Origin of the sequence: Pedobacter sp. N36a (genome assembly GCF_014472395.1) — a bacterium.
GTDB lineage: Bacteria > Bacteroidota > Bacteroidia > Sphingobacteriales > Sphingobacteriaceae > Pedobacter.
Map to the genome: position 1 here is coordinate 392,820 of NZ_JACSZW010000002.1, position 22,596 is coordinate 415,415.

The 22,596-nt window shown below is 41.8% G+C and carries 21 protein-coding genes and 1 pseudogene; 10 read left to right on the forward strand and 12 right to left on the reverse strand.

The window, feature by feature from the left end:
• The first annotated feature begins 95 nt into the window (after window positions 1–95).
• Window positions 96–1,037, forward strand: a pseudogene (locus H9X96_RS05420) (type IX secretion system membrane protein PorP/SprF).
• Between the two features lie 205 nt (window positions 1,038–1,242).
• On the opposite strand, the gene H9X96_RS05425 reads toward H9X96_RS05420, so the two are convergent.
• From H9X96_RS05425 to H9X96_RS05440, 4 genes are all read right to left on the reverse strand, one after another.
• The gene (locus H9X96_RS05425; protein ID WP_187665299.1) at window positions 1,243–2,466 is read right to left on the reverse strand and encodes a Gfo/Idh/MocA family protein; all 1,224 of its coding nucleotides are present in this window, start codon (window positions 2,464–2,466) and stop codon (window positions 1,243–1,245) included.
• A 2-nt stretch (window positions 2,467–2,468) separates the two neighbouring features.
• On the reverse strand, window positions 2,469–3,827 hold the full coding sequence (locus H9X96_RS05430; protein WP_187665300.1) for a Gfo/Idh/MocA family protein: 1,359 nt from the start codon (window positions 3,825–3,827) through the stop codon (window positions 2,469–2,471).
• 10 nt (window positions 3,828–3,837) lie between these two features.
• Window positions 3,838–5,199 (reverse strand): DUF1080 domain-containing protein, encoded by a 1,362-nt coding sequence (locus H9X96_RS05435; protein WP_187665301.1) that lies wholly within the window; start codon window positions 5,197–5,199, stop codon window positions 3,838–3,840.
• A gap of 64 nt (window positions 5,200–5,263) precedes the next feature.
• Window positions 5,264–6,298, reverse strand: coding sequence for a PmoA family protein (locus tag H9X96_RS05440; protein WP_187665302.1), 1,035 nt, complete (start codon window positions 6,296–6,298; stop codon window positions 5,264–5,266).
• Between the two features lie 184 nt (window positions 6,299–6,482).
• On the opposite strand from H9X96_RS05440, the gene H9X96_RS05445 reads away from it, so the two are divergent.
• The gene (locus tag H9X96_RS05445) at window positions 6,483–7,511 is read left to right on the forward strand and encodes an LD-carboxypeptidase (RefSeq protein WP_187665303.1); all 1,029 of its coding nucleotides are present in this window, start codon (window positions 6,483–6,485) and stop codon (window positions 7,509–7,511) included.
• Window positions 7,512–7,529: 18 nt separating this feature from the next.
• On the opposite strand, the gene H9X96_RS05450 is transcribed toward H9X96_RS05445, so the two are convergent.
• Both H9X96_RS05450 and H9X96_RS05455 read right to left on the reverse strand, forming a co-directional pair.
• Window positions 7,530–7,769 carry a hypothetical protein gene (locus H9X96_RS05450; RefSeq protein WP_187665304.1) on the reverse strand — a complete coding sequence of 80 codons (240 nt, stop codon included), beginning with the start codon at window positions 7,767–7,769 and terminating at the stop codon, window positions 7,530–7,532.
• A 125-nt stretch (window positions 7,770–7,894) separates the two neighbouring features.
• Entirely contained in the window at window positions 7,895–8,149 is a 255-nt protein-coding gene (locus tag H9X96_RS05455; protein ID WP_187665305.1) for a YtxH domain-containing protein, read from the reverse strand.
• A gap of 100 nt (window positions 8,150–8,249) precedes the next feature.
• Here H9X96_RS05455 and xseA point away from each other — a divergent pair, with 100 nt between their 5' ends.
• The 3 genes from xseA to H9X96_RS05470 are packed head-to-tail and all read left to right on the forward strand — an operon-like array spanning window position 8,250 to window position 10,765.
• Window positions 8,250–9,623: an exodeoxyribonuclease VII large subunit gene (gene xseA, locus H9X96_RS05460; RefSeq protein WP_222943838.1), complete on the forward strand. Its 1,374-nt coding sequence runs from the start codon at window positions 8,250–8,252 to the stop codon at window positions 9,621–9,623.
• Complete coding sequence (gene xseB / locus H9X96_RS05465; protein WP_062548805.1) at window positions 9,601–9,804, forward strand: exodeoxyribonuclease VII small subunit; 204 nt, start codon at window positions 9,601–9,603, stop codon at window positions 9,802–9,804. Before xseA ends, xseB begins: the two co-directional genes overlap by 23 nt.
• A gap of 40 nt (window positions 9,805–9,844) precedes the next feature.
• On the forward strand, window positions 9,845–10,765 hold the full coding sequence (locus H9X96_RS05470) for a tol-pal system YbgF family protein (protein WP_187665306.1): 921 nt from the start codon (window positions 9,845–9,847) through the stop codon (window positions 10,763–10,765).
• 21 nt (window positions 10,766–10,786) lie between these two features.
• Here the strand turns inward: H9X96_RS05470 and H9X96_RS05475 are convergent, their stop codons facing one another.
• Genes H9X96_RS05475 through H9X96_RS05485 form a run of 3 tightly spaced genes read right to left on the reverse strand, consistent with a single transcriptional unit; the run spans window position 10,787 to window position 14,096 of the window.
• Complete coding sequence (locus tag H9X96_RS05475; RefSeq protein WP_187665307.1) at window positions 10,787–11,776, reverse strand: NAD(P)-dependent oxidoreductase; 990 nt, start codon at window positions 11,774–11,776, stop codon at window positions 10,787–10,789.
• Window positions 11,773–12,894 (reverse strand): hypothetical protein, encoded by a 1,122-nt coding sequence (locus tag H9X96_RS05480; protein WP_187665308.1) that lies wholly within the window; start codon window positions 12,892–12,894, stop codon window positions 11,773–11,775. The genes H9X96_RS05475 and H9X96_RS05480 overlap by 4 nt, the downstream gene beginning before the upstream one ends.
• Window positions 12,891–14,096 carry an aminotransferase class I/II-fold pyridoxal phosphate-dependent enzyme gene (locus tag H9X96_RS05485; RefSeq protein WP_187665309.1) on the reverse strand — a complete coding sequence of 402 codons (1,206 nt, stop codon included), beginning with the start codon at window positions 14,094–14,096 and terminating at the stop codon, window positions 12,891–12,893. Before H9X96_RS05485 ends, H9X96_RS05480 begins: the two co-directional genes overlap by 4 nt.
• A 454-nt stretch (window positions 14,097–14,550) precedes the next feature.
• Here H9X96_RS05485 and H9X96_RS05490 point away from each other — a divergent pair, with 454 nt between their 5' ends.
• Window positions 14,551–14,889, forward strand: a complete 339-nt coding sequence (locus H9X96_RS05490; protein ID WP_187665310.1) for a hypothetical protein — start codon at window positions 14,551–14,553, stop codon at window positions 14,887–14,889.
• Window positions 14,890–15,045: 156 nt separating this feature from the next.
• Here the strand turns inward: H9X96_RS05490 and H9X96_RS05495 are convergent, their stop codons facing one another.
• Window positions 15,046–15,651 carry a hypothetical protein gene (locus H9X96_RS05495; protein ID WP_187665311.1) on the reverse strand — a complete coding sequence of 202 codons (606 nt, stop codon included), beginning with the start codon at window positions 15,649–15,651 and terminating at the stop codon, window positions 15,046–15,048.
• A 228-nt stretch (window positions 15,652–15,879) separates the two neighbouring features.
• On the opposite strand from H9X96_RS05495, the gene H9X96_RS05500 reads away from it, so the two are divergent.
• Window positions 15,880–16,731 carry a dienelactone hydrolase family protein gene (locus tag H9X96_RS05500; RefSeq protein WP_187665312.1) on the forward strand — a complete coding sequence of 284 codons (852 nt, stop codon included), beginning with the start codon at window positions 15,880–15,882 and terminating at the stop codon, window positions 16,729–16,731.
• Window positions 16,732–17,191: 460 nt separating this feature from the next.
• Entirely contained in the window at window positions 17,192–17,500 is a 309-nt protein-coding gene (locus H9X96_RS05505) for an RNA-binding protein (RefSeq protein ID WP_062548794.1), read from the forward strand.
• A 77-nt stretch (window positions 17,501–17,577) separates the two neighbouring features.
• Here the strand turns inward: H9X96_RS05505 and H9X96_RS05510 are convergent, their stop codons facing one another.
• The gene (locus H9X96_RS05510) at window positions 17,578–18,189 is read right to left on the reverse strand and encodes a hypothetical protein (RefSeq protein ID WP_187665313.1); all 612 of its coding nucleotides are present in this window, start codon (window positions 18,187–18,189) and stop codon (window positions 17,578–17,580) included.
• A 128-nt stretch (window positions 18,190–18,317) separates the two neighbouring features.
• Between H9X96_RS05510 and H9X96_RS05515 the strand changes: the two genes are divergently transcribed.
• Complete coding sequence (locus H9X96_RS05515) at window positions 18,318–19,544, forward strand: sterol desaturase family protein (RefSeq protein ID WP_187665314.1); 1,227 nt, start codon at window positions 18,318–18,320, stop codon at window positions 19,542–19,544.
• Window positions 19,519–20,208 carry a lysoplasmalogenase gene (locus tag H9X96_RS05520; RefSeq protein ID WP_187665315.1) on the forward strand — a complete coding sequence of 230 codons (690 nt, stop codon included), beginning with the start codon at window positions 19,519–19,521 and terminating at the stop codon, window positions 20,206–20,208. The genes H9X96_RS05515 and H9X96_RS05520 overlap by 26 nt, the downstream gene beginning before the upstream one ends.
• On the opposite strand, the gene pbpC is transcribed toward H9X96_RS05520, so the two are convergent.
• Window positions 20,205–22,595 (reverse strand): penicillin-binding protein 1C, encoded by a 2,391-nt coding sequence (gene pbpC, locus H9X96_RS05525; RefSeq protein WP_187665316.1) that lies wholly within the window; start codon window positions 22,593–22,595, stop codon window positions 20,205–20,207. The genes H9X96_RS05520 and pbpC overlap by 4 nt on opposite strands.
• Between the last annotated feature and the right edge of the window lies 1 nt (window position 22,596).

Consider the following 22,596-nt stretch of genomic DNA (forward strand, 5'->3'; position numbering starts at 1 on the left):
TTTGTTCGTTATAAGCTTGTTTAAATGAGGGCAACTGGGTAGCTTAGTACCTGAGTCTTTCATTCAATGGTCGTCTGAAATTACAATAGGGTTCCATGAGCAAAATACTGGTGTTAGTAAATGTGTTACTGAGTTTCGCTTTGCTGTGCAAGGCACAGCAAAGACCTCAGTATACGCAGTATGTTTTTAACAATTACATTTTAAACCCCGCAATCTCAGGAATTGAAAACTATACAGATGTTAAGTTTGGGTATAGGAATCAATGGAATGGCATTGACCAGTCGCCGATTACCGCTTATTTTTCCGTACACCTCCCGGTAGGGAAAAACTATATCTATGGGAACTCTAATTCCTTTTCCGAAAACGGTGACAATCCAATGAAACGCAGTCTGGTACACACCTACATGGCATCAGAGCCACATCACGGCTTAGGCGTGTTTGGTGTAGTTGACCGTACCGGACCAATTACCAGTTCAGATTTTAAACTTACCTATGCTTACCACCTCGGACTAAGCCCCAAAATTAACCTCAGTGTGGGCGTAGGTGCAGGGGTGTCCAGGCTCATGCTTGATGTATCAAAGATCAGTTTGGAGAATAGCCTGGATCCAGCCATTGCGGCAAATGCCAACAATAGGATTCAACCTGATCTGGCCGCAGGTTTATGGCTATATGGCCCTGATTTTTTTGCCGGAATTTCTGCACAGCAATTACTCAGGAGGCCCATTACTTTTACCGATGAACCCGGATAAAATACAGGAAAACAAGTTCCTCATGTTTTTGTAACGGGTGGCTATAAATTCTTTCTTTCCGAAGAGATCGCAGCGATTCCTTCTGTCATGTTTAAATATGTTTCGCCAACACCGCTGTCTACAGACCTTAACCTGAAAATAGCTTTTAAAGATAAGTTTTGGGTCGGAGGGAGCTATTGCAGTCAGGATGCCGCAGCAATCATTGCCGGATTTAACATAAATGCCTTGTTTGTATTGGGCTATTCCTATGACTTTACGACTTCAGAGCTTGGGAAGATGAGTAATTGAAGTCATGAGATCGTACTCGGTATTTTGCTGAACAACAGGTATAAAGTTTCCTGCCCGCAAAGAAACTGGTAATTTAAAAAAACATCATTAGCTATAAACGAATGAAGCGACCCAAAAAAAGATTAGGGGCGCTTCATGAGCAGTCATTTTTTTAATCAGCTCAGCTGCAAAATAGACTGAAGATATATTTTGGCAGTACAAAAAATCAGGGTGTCAAGTTGTACTTCGGCTCCCAGCGTTCAATTTGCTGTCCATACAAGGCTTTATTAGCCAGATGCACGCAAAATGCAGTGGTTGCTCCGGTGATCACATTAGAGTCTGGCTGTTTCTTTTCCAGAATAGATTTATGAAAATCCTTCAAAGAATAATAAGTGCCATCTTTAGCGGGTAAATCTGTCTGAATAGGAATTCCACCATTCTTGTCCCATACTATTTTAGTGGCGCCAGTTACGCCATCCACCGTTTCCAGTGCTTTCTTCTGACTTTTTTCAGGATAAAATATCGCTTCATTGACCAACAAAGAAATGGTTCCTTTCGTGCCTTTCAGTTTAAACAGATAACCATCTCTTTCATTTCCTAAGGTAGTCCCGAAATTGCCAATCATGCCTTTATAGCGAAACATCACCTGCACATTGTCGTAGGTTTCCCTGCCATCTTTATACACGTCAATGCCACCTGTGGCCATGATTTCCTGGGGATGCGTCTTGAATGCCCAATTGATGAAATCCATCTGGTGCGAAAGCAGCTCGGCCATCAGTCCGCCGGAATATTCTTTGTACATCCGCCAATTCACCTTCCGCTCCAATGATGGGTTGGCAATGGGCCGTCTCCAGTTGTTATTCCTGTCCCAGCGACTTTCTATCTGGGTAACTTTCCCCAAATATCCATTGTCTATCATTTCCTTGACCTTATAATAAATAGGAGCGTAGCGGTATTGGTGGCCCACCTGAAAGGTTTGTTTCGGGTGTTTCTTCACCAATTCCAGCAGGGCAAAGGTTTCTGGAATATTATAAGTCATGGTTTTTTCCAGATAAACATGCTTTCCTGCCTTTACTGCATCACTTGCAATAGGAAAGTGCATGTTCAATGGCGTAGAGATGAACACAGCTGAAATCTGCGGATCATTCAGTAAATCCCGGTAATCTGCATAGGATTTTACGCCGGCAAGGCCCGGCTGCTGCAGGGTTTCTTTGATCCTAAAATCCAGCACATCTGCGATTGCAACCAGCTCAAACTCCTCTGGTAACTGCTTGGCAATATGAATTAATCCTTTTCCACGGTCTCCACAGCCAATCACCGCGATCTTGATTTTGGTTTCAGGAGCCCTGGGATCAAAACCAGCTAACTGCTCTTTGGCAAATATCTCTGGAGGCAATAATAAGCCTCCAGCCAGAATACTGGTATTTTGTATAAATTTCCTTCTGAACATCTTTAATATTTGAAAGGCTTACCATCCACCATTACCTCTTGTTTTACTTCATCAAACACTGCTTTTTTACCGGTTCTGGCGGCAGCATTGGTCATGATATTCGCAATGGAGTGGTAATATCCAGCTTCTACAGGCGCATTGGTTTCCTTTCTGCTGCGTACACATTCCATCCAGTTGCGCATGTGCGCTGAAGTCAGTTTATCGCCGCCGGTATTGGCGGAAGCGGCCACTTTTTCTACCATATCTGTCAGTTTTAATTCCGGCAGCAAGTTCGCCTGCATGTTCATGGCACTCGCTGCACCGGCTTTTAATCCGCCTTTTGGAGAAACGGTATTGGTATTCAGGTTCAGCTCACCACCATTCGCATAATAGATTTCTGCAGGATTTTCATCGCCATTGTGCATTCTGGAAGTAAAGACCACTTGAAATCCTTTTTGGGCATCATTTTCCGGCCCATAATCAAACACGGCGGTGGTGGTATCCCAGTTTCTTCGGCCGTCTTTCCATTGGTAGATGCCACCATTTGCCACCACACTGCGTGGGTGTTTTAGTCCCGTAAACCAATGAACGGTATCTATTTGATGTGACATCCACTGACCCGGCATTCCAGAAGAATATGGCCAGAACAAACGGTATTCCAGGTATTTTCTAGGATCCCATGCTTCAAAAGGACGGTTGATCAGGAAGCGTTTCCAGTCGGTATCTTCTTGTTTCAATTTGGCTACCAATTCTGGTCTTCGCCATCTTCCTGGTTGATTTACATTCCAGCTCAGCTCTACCATGGTGATGTCTCCGAACTTACCATCCTGGATAAATTTTGAAGCTGCTTTGTAGTTTCCGCCGCTTCTCCTTTGAGAACCTATCTGAACAATTTGGTTGGAGGCTTTCACGGCTTTTAGCGCGGCTCTGGCATCTTCCATGGTTTCCGCGAAAGGTTTCTCACAATACACATCGCATTTGGCTTTAATGGCTTCTATGGTGTGTACAGCGTGCTGGAAATCAGCAGTACTCACAATTACTGCATCAATATCTTTTAAATTGTATAATTCTTCATTGTTCCGACAAGCGGTAATGTCATGACCAAATTTCGATTTGAGCAGATCCTGACCTAAACCTCTGCGGTAATTCCATAAATCTGAAACCGCCACAATGTCGAAATTGAGTTCTTTATGATGATTTAGAAAACTAGGCAGGAGGGAACCCGCAAAGCGATCAGAAAATCCAACCACACCAACCCTTACCCGGTCGTTGGCACCAATAATATTTCCATAACTTTTAGCCGATAAGCCCATCGTTCCCATATAGGTTCCCGCGGCTGCAATCGCCGATTGCTTAATGAATTTTCTTCTTGAAGATAACATAGTAGGGGGATTAAAGTTGTTTCAATTTGATGCTTCTAAAGGATACCTGATCACCATGATCCTGTAACAGGATATGCCCTTTAGCGGCCATCCCGAAATCCTTCCAGTTTTTATACTTGCTGTCTGCCACTAAAGCCAGAAATTCTGCCGATCCTCTGGTATATTCCAGGATTTTGTAGCCATTTAACCAGTATTCAATTTTATTATCTGGGTAAACACGGATCAGACCCCTGTTCCAATCTCCGATTTTGCGCTGCGCATTAGGGATCTTTTTACTGGTCATCAGATCGTATAGAGAACCTAATGTGCGGTTGCCATCTTTGCCAAGTTTCGCATCAGGATGTCTGGCATCGTCAAGAATTTGATATTCCGGACCGATTGCAGAGCCTTTATTTCCCTCTGTCAGCGTCACAAAATACTTCACTCCACTGTTTGCACCTTCAGAAAGCTTAAAGTCGAACTTCAGCTCAAAAGCACCATATTGTTTCTCCGTAACGATGTCGCCGCCATTGGTAGACTCTGCACCATTAGATTTCTGTACGCTTAACTCTCCGTCATTTATTGACCATCCACTTGTTGGAAAACCAGGTTTATAAGCTCCTTTCCATCCTTTGCTTGTCTTTCCGTCCCATAACAGCGAATATCCTTCTGCCTTTTCCTGCGCAGATAAATCGTTAGGGACCATATTCACGACAAAAATCTCATCCGTTTTTGAAGGCTTCAGGTTTTCCGTCTGAATACGGATGTTGCGCCAGCGGATTTGTTTTCCAGGGACATCATTTTTTCCAATCGAATGTACCTGCAGCGCGATGAAACCAGAAGGAGTCATGGCGTCTACTACATTGGCTGCCGGAATGCCGTTCACCCAGGTGCGAATGGAATTGCCAATACATTCTACGCGGTATTTGTTCCAGGCCTGGTTTTTAAAGGCCATTTTTCCTTTTGGATTGATGTCCATTGGGTACAGCCAGCCTCTCCTGGATTCATCATAAATCCCACCGCTGAATTTTCTATCGGAGGGGTCGATTTCCACCTGATACCCATGAACCCTGCCATTGAGGTGATCTGCTTTACTTTCGCTTCGGATTTGTACGCCAGAGTTCATAGAATCATCTACCAGTAACTCCAGTTCCAGGATAAAATCTCCATAATTCTTTTCGGTAGTCAGGAAAGAATTGGGTTGATTAGGGACTGTAGTGCCTACAATTTCTCCATTTACAGCTTCATATTTTGCCTGGCCATTGAGCTGTTTCCAGCCTTGCAGGTCTTTTCCATTGAATAAGTTTTGCCATTTTTGAGTCTGTGCCTGTAATCCAACAGGGCTCCCTGCCCATAGCAAGGCAGCTAAAAGTAGTACTGGTTTGGTCTTCATTTGTGGTTCTATTAGGTTTTATAGGTGTTCTTTTGGATAAATTCCATGTGTTTGCAGGGATAGTTTAAAAAGCAGTTTTGCTGAATGCCGCAGCCTGATCGTTTAAAACTTCCGCCGTTGGCGTTGCAGCGGAGCTGACCAGGACGCGATAGCGAAAAGTAATCGATTCACCAGGGGCCAGGCTCAGGTTTAAGTTTTCCTTGCCATTGCTAAACACCTGCTGACCTAGTGGATTAGCGGCAAATAAACCATAATCCCGGGCATGCCAGTAGGTAGGGTAGCCTGGATTCTTTGGATGGTCAATAATAGCAATAGACACTTTCTGCTGGTCTTTCACACCTGCCAGTAAGCACCAGTTGGCCCTTGTTCCCCAGGAATCGTTGCCCTTTTTTCCGGCGCTGGTCAGGTAATCCCCATTTGCACCATTGCCGGATGCCGAAACTTTAGTGCGGTTGCCCTGGCTATCTGTAAATTCTGCGGTTTGGTTGGAGGGCATTTCCAGTTCTTTGGTGACCCGCACTGCGATCATGCCGTCTTTAACTTCTTTGAACTTTACCGTGTCTTTTACCGCAGTAAGGGTAGTTAGCCGATCTATGGTTCGCGTATTTTCAGTGCCGGAAAAAGTAAATGTAGTCTGTTCCTTTAATAAAACATGGCGATCCTGTCTTTCCCAATTTGCGGTATAGCTCAATTCTCCTTTCTGATTTCCGGATTTAAAACCAGTCACCTTTACGGCCCTGATCCATCCATATTTGTTCTTTTTCGCTGCAGGAATGTTATAGGAGTTGTTCCAGAAATCTAAGCCGTTAACACTTTCATAATTCAGCCAAAGCCCCACATGGTGCGGATGATCTGTACGTTCCTGATCTCTGGTCTGCAATGGGAACCCACGGGTTAAAGTAAGGCCAGAGGCGGTGTTAATAGGATATAGGATAGGTTTCTCCAAACTATCAGGATACATGAAGCTGCTGAAAAATTTCCCATCAACGTTAACATCTACCTGTTTCCCATTTTTTTGTGCTTGGAAAGTCACGCGTTTAGTCTGCGCATTTAATTGCAGGCTAAACCCACAAAAGGCAAGGATCAGGTATTTATTCATATTTGGTTAGGTTTTTTATTCGACTAAACTGTTAAATAGATCAGTCCTGCATAGCTAATATAGTTTTCTTCCTGCAAAACCGCTTTAAAGAAGGACTTAATCACATATAAAAATTACGAAAACGATGGAGTAAAATGCAGTATCTCCTCAATTAGCCTTATCATTGTAATACGCAATATATGATATGAAAAGGAAACATTTTCTCTCTTTTATGCTGACTGCAGGATTGGCCATCCCTGTTCAAGCCTCTTTTGGATCAAGAACTAAATCTCTTGAAAACCCTCCGCTAAAGCAGCCGCCATTCCTAAAAGCCGGAGATACCATTGGCATCACCAGTCCGGCCGGATTTATAACCACCGCAGAAATTTTACCGGCAATAGCCATGATGGAAAGCTGGGGCTTTAAGATCAAAATCGGGAAAACGATAGATAAAAGAGATTTTACCATGGGGGGCACCGACCAGGAGCGTGCGGCAGACCTTCAGGAGATGCTGGACAATCCAGAGATCAAAGCCATCATGTGCGCAAGAGGAGGGTATGGGATGGTTCGGATCATCGATCTTTTGAATTTTGACCGCTTCCTGCAAATGCCCAAATGGATCATTGGTTTCAGTGATGTCACCGTTTTACATTGTCATTTAAACCGCCAGTTTGGTATCGCCTCCATACATTCAAAAATGTGCAATTCTTTTCCTACAGATCCTGCATTGGCGGATGGAGTTCAGTTGGAGACGATCATGTCCATTAAAAAACTGCTGAAAGGAGAAAATCTTCAATATCAAGGCCCCATCGTCAGTCTGAATAAACCAGGCAAGACTGAAGGCCTGCTCCTTGGGGGGAACCTCAGCATCATTGAAACCATGGCGGGCACAAAATCCGACCTCCAGACCGATGGTAAAATTTTATTTGTAGAAGACACAGGAGAATACCTTTACCGCCTGGACCGCATGTTCTGGAACCTGAAAAGAACGGGGAAACTAGCCAATTTAGCCGGTTTAATCATTGGAGGCTTCAAAACGAAACCAGATGATCCCGGCGAAGAATTTGGAAAAACGATCTACGACATTGTTTTGGAGAAGGTCAAAGGTTATGGATACCCTGTTGCTTTTGATTTTCCTGTTGGACATCAAAAGAACAATTTCGCCCTGAAGTGTGGGGTAAAACATAGTTTAGAAGTAGGACCAAATGGGAGTCGCCTTGCTGCCATGAGCTAATCTATTCCCAGATATTACCTATTTTTTTGTCTTTTTACTAAACCAGGACTTTACTTTACCAAATAAAGAGACCACTTTTTCTTTTGGCTTCTCCGTATATTTCTTGACAATGTATCCTGGACTAAACTGATGGATATAAGTCTTTATATCGCGCTTAATACTTTCCTGGTATTGTTCCTGATCCGATAATAATTCGGCTTGCTTCTTTTTAAGATCCTTTAGACTGCGGATTTCTTTGTAATTGTAGTTTTTTCCCATCAAATCCCTTTTTTCTATCCACATCACCATGATTTCCTGGTCTTGCTTTCTGCTTATTTTAATTGGTCTATAATCTGACTCACCTGATCAGATCATCTATCATTCCTCATTACGCCAAAGAATCCCTATACGTGCTCCACATGATCATTAAAATCATCCTTTTCAAAAGTATTCATCAGTCGGTCTTTAATGCGATCCAGGTGCTGAATTTGCTTTTCGTTCAGCTCATCGCTGATCGACCCACCATTTGCATTTTCGCTGGCAGCCGCATGGCCATTCAAATGCCCTGTTTTCTCTTCCGGGGCAAGTAATAATCCCAATGCAGCACCCGCTGCCAGCCCTGCAAATATTCCTAATATTATTTTTGTATCCTGATTCATCTCCGTATTTATAGCTTTCTTACTCCATTATAAACTATCAAAAGATTGATTTGTTTTCAGATTTCCTAACTTTAGACCATAATCACAGATAAATAGAACCTTGAGCACCATCCCCTCCATAAAACTGTCCGAACTCACCCGCCAGATTCAACAAGCCATTGATGGGGTTTTTAGACAGCAAACCTTTTGGATCATCGCCGACATTACCAACTATACCTATAAACCACAAAGCAATTACCACTATTTTGAACTGGTAGAAAAGGATAAGAATGCCGCAAGGATCCTGGCAAAAGTTGCTGGAAGAGCCTGGGGCAATGCCTCTTTAAACATTACTAATTTTGAGAAGGCTACCGGACAGAAGTTCAAAAACGACATCAATGTATTGGTGCAGGTCTCTGTTCAATACAATCCTGCATTTGGATTGCAACTGAACTTGCTGGACATAGATACCAATTTCACACTGGGTTTATTTGAGCAGCAGCGTAAGGAAACACTGGAACGTTTGCTAAGAGACAACCCTGCATTTATTCAGAAACAGGGAGATCGCTATCTAACCAGAAACAACAGTTTATCATTTGGACCGGTCATACAGCATATTGCGGTGATTTCTTCTGATACCTCGGCGGGATTTCAGGATTTCAGACACAGTTTGGAGCACAATCCTTTTGGCTACAAATTCGAGATTGATGATTATTTCGCACTTGTGCAGGGCGATGGCAATGCCAAACAGTTTCTTGCTCAGATCATCGCCGTTTATGAATCTAAAAAGCCTTATGACGCTTTAATTATCATTAGAGGTGGAGGTTCGCAAACTGATTTCCTGCTGTACGACAACTACGAATTGAGCCGCGCGATTGCCAAATTCCCCATTCCGGTGATCACCGGAATCGGGCACCAGAAAAATGAGACCATAGCCGATTTAATGGCACATACCGCTACTAAAACGCCGACTAAAGCCGCAGAGTTTATCATCTCGCACAACCGCAATTTTGAAGACCGCTTAACCAGTATTCAGAAGATGATCCTGATCAAGACTTATCAAATGATCAATCACCATAAAGACCGATTGGTGCAACTCAATCAATCCACCATTAATACCAGTCGCAATCTACTGCATGGGCACCATAACCACATCCTGCAATTGTCAGGTCAGATCCTGACCAACCCAAGGATTCTCATTTCCAATAAAAGAAAAGACCTGAGCAATCTCGTACAGAACATGCAATCCTATGGCAGGATGTATTTCTTAAACAAAGGCGGCAATATTGCCCATTTCCAGTCGGTCATGAGAATTATGAGTCCGCAGAATATCCTGAACAAAGGATTTGCGATCCTAAAGGTAAACGGGAAAATTACCAGCAATGCCGATCAGATCGGCGTAGGAGAGGAATTGACCATCAGATTGGCCAGTTCAGAAATTAAAACAACTGTAAAATCAAAATCAGCATACGATGAAAACGAATTTAACTTATGAGTTAGCCTATAAAGAACTGGCAGAAATTGCACAGGAAATAGAGACAGAGTCCGTTTCTGTGGATGTTTTGGCAGAAAAGGTGAAACGTGCATCAGAACTCATTGAATTCTGTCAGAACAAGTTGCGTGCAACCGAGACAGAAGTAAATAAGATCATTAAACAAATGGAGCAACAAAAATAGTATATTGGTCACATTCGTAAACCATTTAAGTTTAAACATTATGTCTACACAAGGGAATTTTAACGCCGAACAAGAGGAAGAGTTTTTCAATAAGATTGACCAGGTTTATGATTTAACGGAGGCTTCAAACTATGATGCCGCGGAAAAATTGTTAATGGAGATCAATGGTTCAATAAGAGGACCTAAGGAAAACAGTAGTGTAGGAGGAGTAGTGCTCGACAGCATTTACTCTTTTTATGAGCAAACCGGAGCTCTAGAAAAGGCCTTGCCTTTCTTCCTTGAAGAGACCGAGTACCTGAAAGAAAAGATGGCCCATGAGAAGATCCATTCCACGCGTCACTTCCTGACCACAGGAGCAATTTATTATGCTTTAAAAGATCTGGACAATGCCAGACTAAACTTTCTGATCGCTTATGAGAAAGATGGCAGCAAGATTTTTATCGATGAAAATTCTGACTACCTGAAAATCGCTTTGATGGATGATCCGGAATTTGTGGCCTTCAAAGAAACATTTGTGCCTAACGAAGATGAGGAGCAGCTGGAGCTGACAGAAGAAGAGCATGAGCTGCTGGACAAGTACTGTGAAGAAGGAAATGCCGAGATGGACAAGGAAAACTATGCTGGAGCAATTGCCGCTTTTACTAAAGCATTAGAGGTATTACCAGCACCAAAAGACGATTGGGAAGCTACTGCCTGGATTTCAGCCTCTATTGGTGATGCCCATTTTGCAGAGAAAAAGTACAAAGAAGCATTAGACCATTTGCACCGTGCTTACCAGATTTATGGAGAAGAAGAGCCCAATCCATTTGTCTTATTACGTATGGGGCAAAGTTACCTGGAGCTAGGTGAAGAAAAGCATGCTACAGATTATCTGCACCATGCTTATAAGTTAGAAGGCAAAGAGTTATTTGAAGATGATAAAAAATACCTTAAATTTTTAGCATCTAAAGTGGCACTTTAATAAAAGTACCGCTGCATAACACTATAACCAGTTATTGTTTTTATACCAGCTGACCGTTTCTATTAAGCCTTTTTCAAGGTCATAGATAGGTTCAAATCCCAGATCAGCTTTTAAATGGCCGATATTACATGCCCAGTTAATGGCAGTAAGCTCGGCCATTTTTTCTTTGTTCAATGTTGGGGTAGTCTTGCTATTTGCATAGAAAATATCCATCATAGCGGCCATAAAACCTACTATAGCTACCGGTAAATGGAATTTTAAGGTTTTCTTGTTCAATGCTTTTTTAATCACATTGGCCAAAGTATAGCGATCATAAATATGACCATCAGAAACATTATAGCTTTTTCCAGTAAGGGGAGAAGAGAGTGCTTTGACAATCACTGCAGCCAGATCCTTTACATAGATGAAGCTCAGTTGCTGCTTAAAAGTTCCGATATGAGGTTCTAAACCTTTATTAATGGTATTAAATAAGATGAATAGGTCTTTTTCCCTTGGCCCATATACGGCTGTTGGACGGATAACGAGTAAAGGCAGGTTTGGAATCTCCGATAGATACTGCTCCGCTAATAATTTACTGGCGCCATAATTGGTCACCGGATGACCCGGGGAATCGTCCTGAATCTCCGCAGATAGATCGGTCAAAGGACCAATTGCCGCCAAACTGCTCACAAATACAAATTTCTGCAGGTCAATTTTAGCCGTACTTGCCGCTAAGGCCAGGTTTTTGGAAAACTCCGCATTGACTTTATTGTAAGCCGCTGGAGTCTTTGCCTTGGTAATTCCGGCAGCATGGATGATGTAATCGTATTGTTGTTCCTCCAGCGCGATTTTAAGGCGCTCTATGGAAGTATAATCCAAAGTGGTATACTTGATGTCAAAATCTTTCAAATGAGACTTATCAGTACCCGGACGGACTGCAGCGTGCACTTCCAGTCCGGCTCCTAATGCTTTCTCGATCAAATGATAACCCACAAATCCTGTTGCACCGGTAATTAATACCTTTTTTATCATATTGATTTCTCGAAAATCCTGTATTTTCTGTAAAGTTTACCATTGATTTGCTCAATAGCGCTGTTCACCATCGTGTTGTGTTCTAAGGTCCAGGAAGCTTCTGCATAATCAAACTTCTTTTCCTGGAATGTTTTGATCGTTAGTCCATAAAGACAGGCTTCAATACCCATTTTACGGTAACCGTCTAGCACACCTAAAGCCATAATCCGCAAGCCCTTGATTTTACGTTTGTACCACAGCAATTTGAAAATTCCAAATGGCAGTAAACGACCTCTTTTGATTTTAATCAATGCCTGGTTGATGTCTGGAATAGATAAGGAAATCCCTACCATTTTACCATCCTGCTCCGCAACATAGATAAAGTCGGGATCTACAATCATTTTTAAATCCTTTGCCAGATAATGAAACTCCTTATCTGTGGCCGGAACAAAACCTGTATTGTGGTCCCAGGCTCCATTGTATACTTCGCGAACTTTCACCACCTCATTCCAGAAATCATTCATATTGATCTTTCTGATGATGATGTTATTGCGTTTCAAGCGTTCACGAATCGCTTCGGTCAGCTTTAAAGAACGGTCATTATAATCGCCTGCAATAAATTTATAAGCCCTTAGATCTACCTTTTTAGCCAGACCTGTATTTTCCAGCAATTGCTGATAATAAGGGGCGTTATATGGCATCATGGCTACCGGCGGACCGTCGAAACCTTCGATCAGCAAAGCGCAAATGTCATTGGTAGAGAAGTTAACCGGACCAATCATACTGGTCATGTTTCTTTCTTTCAGCCATTTTGCAGCGGCATCTACCAATAACTGAGCAGTGGCCTGATCATTGATGCAATCAAAGAAACCAAAGTGCCCTTCAGTTGTTTTATTGATGTTATTGTGGTTGTTATTTTGAATAGCGGCAATCCTTCCAACGATTTTATCCCCTTCATAAGCCAGAAAAAGCTGTAAAGTGGAATGCTCATGAAAAGGATGCTTACCTGGGGTAAGCATATCCTGTTGCGCGATAAAAAGTTCTGGAACGTAGTTCGAGTCGTTCTTATACAAGTCGTGCGGGAAATCAATAAAAGATGCCAGTTGTTTCTTTTCGTTTACAGCAACGATGTTTTTCATATTGCTACTTGAGATGGAGTCAATTGCACTTCCTTAGCTGCAAGGGCGATTTTTTCTACCGCTTCTTCAATCTGAGCAAAAGTATGTGTCGCCATCAATGAGAACCTGATCAATGAAGCATCTGAAGGTACTGCAGGAGAAACTACTGGGTTCACAAAGATGCCGTTATTGCTTAGAATATTGGTGATCATAAACGTTTTGTCGTTATCTCTGATGTATACCGGAATAATCGGACTGTCGGTATGACCGATGTCAAATCCAGCTTCTAGTAATAATTTTTTAGCGTAGTTTGTATTTGCCCATAACTGGTCAATACGTTCTGGTTCTGCTTCAATAATGTCTAAGGCTGCGATCACACTGGCAACTGCCGAAGGAGGCATACTTGCACTGAACATCAATGAACGTGCTCTGTGTTTCACATATTCAATAGTTTCTTCTGTACCGGCGATGAAACCACCAAGAGAAGCTAAAGATTTACTGAAAGTACCCATGATTAAGTCTACCTGATCAGTTAAACCGAAATGTGAAGCCGTTCCTGAACCATTCACACCGATCACACCTAAACTGTGCGCATCATCCATCATGATGTTTGCACCGAATTCTTCAGCGATTTTAACAATTTCCGGTAATTTCACTAAATCACCTTCCATACTGAAAATACCATCTGCTACAATAAGTTTAGCAGAATCTTCTGGTAAGCGGCTTAATTTTTTACGTAAATCGTCCATATCATTATGGGCGTATTTAATAGATCTTGAGAAAGAAAGACGGCTGCCATCAATGATAGAAGCGTGGTCATACTCATCTAAAATCAGGTAATCATTTCTATCTAACAGACAAGAAATCACACCAAGATTTACCTGGAATCCAGTACTGAAAAGTACAGCAGCTTCCTTACCTACGTAAGCAGCAAGTCGTCTTTCCAATTCAATGTGTATATCTAATGTGCCATTTAAGAATCTTGAGCCGGCACAGCCCGTACCATATTTATCAATTGCAGCTTTTGAAGCTTCTTTTATTTTTGGGTGATTAGTTAGTCCCAGATAGGAGTTGGAGCCAAACATCAACACCTTTTTCCCATCAATAACCACTTCTGTATCTTGTCCTGATTCAATGGCTCGGAAATAAGGGTATAAGCCTCTTTCCTTGATTGCTGTAGCGTCTTTAAAAGCGGCTATCCTATCGTGTAATTTTTTGCGCATGCTAGTACTGTATGTTTAGATCACGGAGCTTTTTGTTGATGTTTGTCGGTTTGTTCGAAAAATTACTAGCTCTGTATTTAATAATTTTCCCCGTGTTACGTTCTTTCAGTTTGACAAATTTGTCAAATCGTAAAAAACTTCCCAAAGCTAAGATCATAAACACAGAAAACAAAACTTGAGGTCCTACAAGTTTGAATATATTACTTTTTAAAACAAAAATTACAATTTTCTTATAAATTCTGTGATTTTGGGCCACGAATAAACTGTCTGCTGATTTATGATTTGCAAGCAAGGATACAATATTGATACCAAAAAACAAAACTTAGTTAAGGTTAAACATCATAAAAACCTAACTTATGCGTTTTGATCGAATAATATCGAATAATATGCGGTATAAATGACCGGCTTTCTACCTGAACAAAAGATTTTATGTATTTTTGGAAAAAAAGATTAGATGAGCACTATTAATGTTATACCTACGTTCGAAAATTTTACTGATTTTTATAAACAGGCTGTTGAGCCTCTAAAGCAAGCCAATATTGCCTATATCAGATTGGATGGGAAATTAAAAGGAAAAACCAGGAACGTCTTTGCCTACTTCATGTATAAAGATAAAAAATGGAGAGTGGATGCCGATACTTATATTGATAGATTAAAATTGGCTTATGAAGCCGCACAGCAATCAGAAGAGCCTTTTGTGAGCAAAACAACCAGAAACGATAAAGGAGAATCCTTACACATCAAAGGACAGCCTGTTAGAAATGATAAATTCAATGTTTACCGTGCAGGTTAAGTTAATCCGATCATTAGTGATAAATATTTCCAACCTCAATATGATAAAGAGGCCATATCAAAAAAATGATATGGCCTCTCTTTTAATAAAAAAAGCGATCGTGTAAAAGATGATTTTTTACACGATCGCTTCAAATTTTTGTATTAGAAGAGGGGATTAGCCTTCTCTTTTTACATAGGTTTTATTGCCGTTCTTGTTGATATAGTATTTGCCGCCTCTTGGACCTGTTAAAATCTCTTCTCCGTTAGGTCCTTTAAGACTTCTGTCTACCGTAGGTTTATAATCTTTTACCGCAGTTGCCGCTTTAGTTGTTGCTGCTTTAGTCGTCGTTGCCGCCGCTGCTGGAGCTGCTGTTGCAGTCGCCGCTGCTGCCTTGTAACGTTTATCAGGAGTACCATCTTTTTTCAGCCCTGGGCTGCTCGACGCTACCGTTTTTGCCGCAGCTTCTTTTTTAGTCACCGCCGCCGCTTTTGTTTCTGCTGCAGTTGTTTTTGCCGCTGCAGAATAGCGCTTATCAGGCGTACCATCTTTTTTTAGCTTAGTACCTGCTGCTACTGCAGTAGCCGCTTCTGCTTTTGCTGCTTTTTTAGCTGCTGCCGCCTCTTTTTTGGCAGCCGCGGCTGCTGTTTTTGAATCAGCTGCAGTACTGCTGGCCTCTTTTTTAGCTTTTTGTTTAGCATTTGTAGCAGGAACTGCCGTTTGAGCCATACTTAAACCTACACAGAAGCTCAGCATGGTTAATAGTGAAAGTACTTTTTTCATGGTTTCTTTTTTTGATACGAGGTTAATAATTAAGATTGATCTACAGGTAGATACAAACATTAAACCAATTTAATTATTTATACAGACAAGTTCTACGAAAAGTATAGGGTATTTTCATTAGTTTTCTAATTATCAGTCTGATACTGCCTTTTTTCAGTCCTAAATAGCATTTTTAAACCAAGAAAAACCCTATATTGGATTTAGTTTTACTTTATAAAATAAATCATCATGGATCAAAGAATTATCAACCTTTACGATCAATACACACATAGCAGCATCAATAGGAAGGACTTCCTTAAAAAACTAGCCCTTTTAACCGGGAGCACAGCGCTGGCCCTGAGCGTACTCCCGCTGCTGGAAAACAACTATGCCGCCGCCGCAACGATAAATGAGGACAACCTGGATACAGAAAATATCACTTATAAAGGTGTTAAAGGAGATATGAAGGGCTTCCTGGCGAAACCAAAAGGTAAGAAAAACTTAGGTGCGGTATTGGTCATTCATGAAAACCGCGGACTCAATCCACACACCATAGCGGTCACAAAAAGAGTCGCTGCTGAAGGTTTTTTAGCACTAGGAGTAGATGCATTGTCTCCTTTTGGGGGCACACCTGCAGATGAAGATAAGGCCAGAGACCTAATCGGACAGCTAAATCCGGAAGAAAACCTTCAGAATTATCTTTATGGACTGGACTATTTGAGAAAACATCCGGATGGAAATGGAAAAGTTGGCTGTGTTGGCTTTTGCTGGGGTGGAGGAATGGCCAATAAATTAGCCGTAAGTGATCCTACATTGCAAGCCGCCGTCGCTTATTATGGTGCACAGGCAAAGACTTCAGATGTGCCCTTGATAAAGGCCGACCTGATGCTGCATTATGCGGGTTTAGATGAAAGAATCAATGCCGGAATACCAGAGTTTGAAGCCGCATTGAAAGAAAATCACATTCCCTATCAACTGTTTATTTACGAAGGTGTAAATCATGCGTTTAATAATGATACTTCTCCGACAAGGTACAATGAAGCCGCAGCAAAGCTGGCATGGGAGAGAACGATAGGACTATTTAAAAAAGATTTAGGCTAAGGGAATCCGGCAACCATTCACAGATTTTTGCCCTGAGAAAGCTGTAATTTTAAGACGAAATCTGTGTAGAAGCGGTCGAAAATGCGAAGAATAGGCCTATAATTAAGCAAAAACAAGGGGGTAATGCCTGCAAAATGTTCATATCAGGGAAAAGAAATCAGCTTAAATTTTAGAGCTAAGATTAGCTAAAGTATTTAACATTCAAAAATTAACTGTTTTTTTTTATAATGCTAAAAATGATTCTTTGCTACACATAATGAGTGTGTTGGCTTTTTGGAATCCTCATAACAGTGTCATTAAGATAGAAAAATAAGGGATTTTTCTAAAATACCAGGTAACTATAAAACAAAAAATACGCGTCAGATGTTTGAAAAGTAATTAGATAATTATACTTATAACTGACACTAGCATTGGAATTTAAGCTAAAAATGCTTAACTTTGTGCAAATTTTTAAACATTAATGAAGATATTTATTACAGGCCTTCCGTTAGAAGTAGGGGAAGATGAATTAACAGCCGTTTTTGGTGATTTCGGTCAAGTAAAATCACTTAGAATTATCAAAGATCGCGAAACTGGTCAGAGTCGTGGGTTTGGTTTTGTGGAAATGCCAGTAGAAGAAGAGGCAAAAGAAGCAATCAAACGCATGAACGGTGGCGATTATAACGGTAATAGAATTAAAGTTGCTGAAGCTCAAGAGAAACCAGGTACTGGTGGCGCTGGAGGCGGTGGTGGCTTTAAACGCAATAACCGTACAGAGAAAAGCTATTAATAGCTTTTTTCTTTTTATAGTTTATAAACTCTATCATTAGAGCCGTATACATATAAGGGCAGGAAATATAATGCAAATTATATTTCCTGCTTTTTTATTGCTAATAGCCCTAAAACAAGGCTTTTCCATTGTGGATAAGTGCATCCAATCTTAGCCATCCAGCCTATCAATACATTTCTAACGTTATTGATTAATACAGCACCTTCTGAATTGGGGATTTCATTTCTTCCATGAACTTCAGCATGCACTTCCATTCCCTTCCTATAAACTTTAAAAGTTGAAGTGGCTTTATCTTTGAAGAAATGAGCAGTTTCCGGATCCGGATGTAAAGGATTGGCGGCTGGCCTCACTCTAATGGCCATCATTTGTCCGGCTGAGGATTGCTCTTCCTTGATCCATTCAACCACAACCCAATCAAATCCTTCGCCTTTAGTCGTCCCTGGTCCAGGAATATTGATCTTCAAATAATCTCCTTCCATCACCTGACGCCTCATTTCTTTTCCAAAGGGATCAGTCAGGATAAACGTGGCCGTAGGAAAACCACACCATTTATCCCAATTGTATACTTCCAATAATCGCTCACGGACTACCGGATAAAAAGCTTTGGCAGCGGCCTCATCTTTGAACGTTACTTTCTCGAAAACATCCATCTGGGCGCCTTCTTCCTGTTTTGGCAATTCGTCTTTCATGGGATTTTAGTTTTAATCAACTCATTCTGCGATCATCTACCCCCTAAATAACGCCCCAGTTGAAAATTTGTTTCTCACTAATACTTTAACGGTTAAGATTATACCGTGTAATTTATTAAATTAGTTATATGAAAGTTGATTATATTGCGTTGTCTGTCCCAGTTTTTTTCATTCTGATCGGAATTGAACTCGTCTGGTCGTTCTATAAAAAGCTGGATTATTACCGACTCAACGATTCTATTGCTAACTTGAGCCAGGGGATAGGCCAGCAGCTCACCGGGATCTTTATGAAGACCGCCCTGTTTTTTGGCTATATGTATATCTATGAACACTGGCGCCTGTTTGATTTGCCTCAAACCATCTGGGTTTGGATCCTGCTGTTTATCGGAGTGGATTTCTTTTACTATTGGTTCCACCGAATGAGTCACCAGGTAAATGCATTATGGGCGGCGCACATCGTCCACCATCAATCGGAGGAATACAACCTAACGGTAGCATTGAGACAATCCTGGTTCCAGGGCTGGTTTTCCTGGGTGTTCTATTTGCCGCTGGCATTCCTTGGATTTGAACCCTTAATGTTCCTGACTTTAAGTGCTTTTAACACCTTATATCAATTTTGGATTCATACTAGACTGATCAAAAATATGGGGCCTTTAGAATACATTTTGAATACCCCATCGCATCACCGAGTACACCATGGCTCCAACCCTAAATATATTGATAAGAACCATGCAGGAACCCTGATCATCTGGGACCGGCTGTTTGGAACTTTTCAAAAAGAGGAAGAGGATGTTTATTATGGGATCACTACACCATTGGCCAGCTGGAATCCTTTATGGGCGAACGTCCATTATTGGGACGAGCTTTGGAATACCGCCAAACAGAGTCCGCGTTGGATCGATAAGATCAATGTATTCATCAAGCCGCCGGGCTGGTTCCCTGCGCATCTAGGCGGCTTTAAAGGCGCGCCTGAAATAGATCCTGTGCGCTATCAGAAATACAACCCATTGTACCAGAAAAGGCTGGTTCCCTATGTGCTTTTTCAATTTGTAATGGGGCTTGTTGCCGCCATACTCATTCTGTTTTTATACCATAAATTACCTGCCATCGCCGTAGTGACCGGCGTCATTTACGTCATCTTGACCTTACTGACCTGTACCGCCTTGCTGGAAGAAAAGAAATGGCAGGTTAAATTCGAATATGCTCGTCTGGTAATGGGGATTTTAATAGTTTTGCTGCAAGATTTCCCTGTCGGATATCGGGTCATACTCACTGGACTGAACATCTTCTCGGCGGTCTGGTTTTTTAACCTTCAAAAAAAGAATAACTATGCTGAAGAAGTACCTAAAGTTTAACCTCTTATTTGCCCTGATCTTTATTTTACAGCTCATCGCAGAATTCCAACAAATTACCGCATTAAGGTATTTCACTAAACCATGTATCGTCATTTCCCTAATGGTGATGCTGTACCTGAGCACCAATTTACAGGGCCGTTTCCACAAGCGCCTGTTTACCGGTCTGTTTTTCGCGCTGGCGGGAGATGTTTTATTAATGTTTGCCTGGCAAAGTCCAAATTACTTCATCTATGGTTTAGTCGCCTTCCTGATCGGTCACATTTTTTACATCAGTGCATTTTACCTCGACTTTCGCTCTGCACAGGAGCTGGATAAAAAAGGAGCGAGGCTGGCCATTATCTTATGTGCTACTTTCAGCATCGCCTTTTATTTCTATTTAAGACCGCATTTAGGCGATATGAAACTGCCCGTGATGGTTTACACCTTTGTGATCAGCTTAATGATGATGATGGCTGCATTTAGAAACCAGCGGGTAAATGTCATCAGCTTTAACCTCATCCTTTTTGGAGCGCTATTTTTTCTGGTTTCAGATGCCACACTGGCTTACAATAAGTTTGTCAAAGGTTTTGACTTTGGAGGGGTACTCATCATGGCCACTTATATGATCGCGCAATACCTGATCACCATAGGCGGGATTGAAAGAAAACTACGCCATCAGGACTAATCTTTTTCCTTACTGAGGATGGAGAAAGATTGTACCAGTCTTTCTCCATCCTCATCCACCAAGGTAAGCGAATGTTTTCCAGGTTTCGGATTCAATGCCAGCTGATGAAAATTCTTCGTAGTACCTACATATTCTTCATCAATATGCCAGTAGATCTTCGCATTGGTATTTCGATGAGAAACATTGAAAACCACATTGCCTCTGCTGCCATCTAACTCCAACGGGATATAAATTTGTGCATTAGGCTTGGGATAGATCATTTCCATCACAAAATTGCTTCCTGCATCCCCACATCCAGGCATAAAAGCAGGCAGCAGTTTATAATCACTATGTTTCACCTTGTAATAGTATTCCATTGCCGGAGGTAGGATAAACCAGGGCTGATGCTGCATCATGGCCGTCGACTCACATTCATCTGTAGCCCTGAAAGTGCCCGTTCTGTCGAGATGGATCAGCTTATGGTAAGGGCAGATGCTGGTCTTTTCCGCTGCAGGGGGCACTAATTCCTCTACCACTTCCTTACAATATTCGCCTGCTTTATAACCACTTTGCTTACATACCCGCATTTTTCGGAGCTGATGCTTAGGCGTAGTAAACCATTTTTCATTTGGAAGCTCCCTGAAAATATCAAATAAAACCGGTGCGGCGATATCTACACCCGTTAAACCGGGTCTTCCTTCACCATCGGCATTGCCCACCCATACACAAACCACATGTCCCGGTGTTAGTCCAACTGCCCAGGCATCTCTGGAGCCCACGCTGGTACCCGTTTTCCAGGCTACCCGCTGCGAAGAGGAGAACTGTTCCCATAATCCTTCTTCACCAGGCCTCATCAGCTCTTCCATGGCATTAAAAGTGTTCCAGATCGAACCATAATCGAGTATGCTATTGAGCTGCGCATCTTCAGGTGCCAGTCGAGCTTGCGCTTCCTGTTGAATGTATACCGCCGCATCGTAATCATGGGGATTATAGCGTCCCTGATAATCGTTAAAATGATTTAAAGTCCTGGCCATGCCCATATAGGTTTTTGCCAGATCCCACATCGTCACTTCAGAGCCGCCCAGAATGATAGACAAGCCGTAATGATCTGCGGGTTTGTTTAAAGTTTTTATACCGAGTTTTTTCAGCTGGTCATAAAAGCGCTGATACTTATAGCTTTGTAGCATCTTCACTGCAGGGATATTTAAGGACCTGCTCAAGGCACGATCTGCTGGAATTGCACCATCATAACCCAGGTCGTAGTTTTGAGGCGAGTAACCATTGATCTGTGTAGGAATATCAGGAACCAATGTACGCGGCAAGATGAAACCATCATTCAGCAAACTGGCATACAGCAAAGGTTTTAAGGTACTGCCTGGACTTCTGGAGGCTTTAATCATGTCTACATGGCTCTGCAGTTCTTTGTTATCCGGCTGATAAATATTGCCAACATAACTTTGTACCGTTCCTGTTTTCACATTCAACACCAATGCAGCGATATTATTAATATCGTTGGCCTGGTACCTGTTTTGGTAGCGTTTTAGTAAACTGCTTACCTTCAACTGCAGGTTATAATCAAGCGTAGAGGTGATCCTTGTCACCGGGATTTCCAATTGCGCCCTTTCTACTTTAAAGCGTTGTAATAGGTGTGGTGCATACTGAGGTAATGGCAATGGCTTACCTGGAATAGGTTCTAATTTTGAGAGATTAGCCGTTTCCTGGTCAATGATTTTTAAAGCCGCCAGCTTATCTAAAAGATCGTTTCTTTTTTTGATCAGTTTAACGGAGTTTTTACCTGGGTGGACTAAAGATGGGCTATTAGGAAGAACGGCCAGTGTAGCCATTTCTCCCCAGGATAAGCTTTCTGGACTCCTCGCGAAATAACGCCAGGAAGCAGCATCCAGTCCAACGACATTACTCCCAAAAGGAGCATTAGCAGTATAAAGTTTTAAAATATCGGCTTTTGAATTGCTGAATTCCAATCTGACAGCCATCATCACTTCTACTATTTTTTGCCATACCGTTCTGCTTTCTCTTCTTGACAAACGGATCACCTGCATGGTTAGCGTACTACCACCGCTCACTACGGCTTTAGCTTTAAAGTTCTGCTGCATGGCCCTGGCCATTGCCAAAACATCTACGCCTGGGTGTTGATAAAAACGCTGGTCTTCAAAAGCGACAATACATTGCTGGAATTTTACCGGAACCGTGTCTGCAACTGGAAATCGCCATTGGCCATCTTTTGCAATAGCTGCACTTAATAAAGCGCCATTGGAGGCCTCTATCACATAAGAGGTAGGACTTGAAAATAACCTGGAAGGCAAAAGGAACCAAAACCAGAGCAGCAGAAACAGGCAAAGCAGGTCGCTGATGATTAGTTTTGGTTCATCACTTAATTTTTTAAACATT

What these genes read in the sequence shown, in the direction of transcription:
- H9X96_RS05425 (WP_187665299.1), bottom strand. Translation starts at nt 2,466, where the DNA reads ATGTTCAGAAGGAAATTTATACAAAATACCAGTATTCTGGCTGGAGGC.
- pbpC (WP_187665316.1), bottom strand. Translation starts at nt 22,595, where the DNA reads ATGTTTAAAAAATTAAGTGATGAACCAAAACTAATCATCAGCGACCTG.
- H9X96_RS05515 (WP_187665314.1), top strand. Translation starts at nt 18,318, where the DNA reads ATGAAAGTTGATTATATTGCGTTGTCTGTCCCAGTTTTTTTCATTCTG.
- H9X96_RS05450 (WP_187665304.1), bottom strand. Translation starts at nt 7,769, where the DNA reads ATGGGAAAAAACTACAATTACAAAGAAATCCGCAGTCTAAAGGATCTT.
- H9X96_RS05500 (WP_187665312.1), top strand. Translation starts at nt 15,880, where the DNA reads ATGGATCAAAGAATTATCAACCTTTACGATCAATACACACATAGCAGC.
- H9X96_RS05480 (WP_187665308.1), bottom strand. Translation starts at nt 12,894, where the DNA reads ATGAAAAACATCGTTGCTGTAAACGAAAAGAAACAACTGGCATCTTTT.
- H9X96_RS05505 (WP_062548794.1), top strand. Translation starts at nt 17,192, where the DNA reads ATGAAGATATTTATTACAGGCCTTCCGTTAGAAGTAGGGGAAGATGAA.
- xseB (WP_062548805.1), top strand. Translation starts at nt 9,601, where the DNA reads ATGAAAACGAATTTAACTTATGAGTTAGCCTATAAAGAACTGGCAGAA.
- H9X96_RS05470 (WP_187665306.1), top strand. Translation starts at nt 9,845, where the DNA reads ATGTCTACACAAGGGAATTTTAACGCCGAACAAGAGGAAGAGTTTTTC.
- H9X96_RS05430 (WP_187665300.1), bottom strand. Translation starts at nt 3,827, where the DNA reads ATGTTATCTTCAAGAAGAAAATTCATTAAGCAATCGGCGATTGCAGCC.
- H9X96_RS05490 (WP_187665310.1), top strand. Translation starts at nt 14,551, where the DNA reads ATGAGCACTATTAATGTTATACCTACGTTCGAAAATTTTACTGATTTT.
- H9X96_RS05435 (WP_187665301.1), bottom strand. Translation starts at nt 5,199, where the DNA reads ATGAAGACCAAACCAGTACTACTTTTAGCTGCCTTGCTATGGGCAGGG.
- H9X96_RS05440 (WP_187665302.1), bottom strand. Translation starts at nt 6,298, where the DNA reads ATGAATAAATACCTGATCCTTGCCTTTTGTGGGTTTAGCCTGCAATTA.
- H9X96_RS05495 (WP_187665311.1), bottom strand. Translation starts at nt 15,651, where the DNA reads ATGAAAAAAGTACTTTCACTATTAACCATGCTGAGCTTCTGTGTAGGT.
- H9X96_RS05510 (WP_187665313.1), bottom strand. Translation starts at nt 18,189, where the DNA reads ATGAAAGACGAATTGCCAAAACAGGAAGAAGGCGCCCAGATGGATGTT.
- H9X96_RS05475 (WP_187665307.1), bottom strand. Translation starts at nt 11,776, where the DNA reads ATGATAAAAAAGGTATTAATTACCGGTGCAACAGGATTTGTGGGTTAT.
- H9X96_RS05455 (WP_187665305.1), bottom strand. Translation starts at nt 8,149, where the DNA reads ATGAATCAGGATACAAAAATAATATTAGGAATATTTGCAGGGCTGGCA.
- H9X96_RS05445 (WP_187665303.1), top strand. Translation starts at nt 6,483, where the DNA reads ATGAAAAGGAAACATTTTCTCTCTTTTATGCTGACTGCAGGATTGGCC.
- H9X96_RS05520 (WP_187665315.1), top strand. Translation starts at nt 19,519, where the DNA reads ATGCTGAAGAAGTACCTAAAGTTTAACCTCTTATTTGCCCTGATCTTT.
- H9X96_RS05485 (WP_187665309.1), bottom strand. Translation starts at nt 14,096, where the DNA reads ATGCGCAAAAAATTACACGATAGGATAGCCGCTTTTAAAGACGCTACA.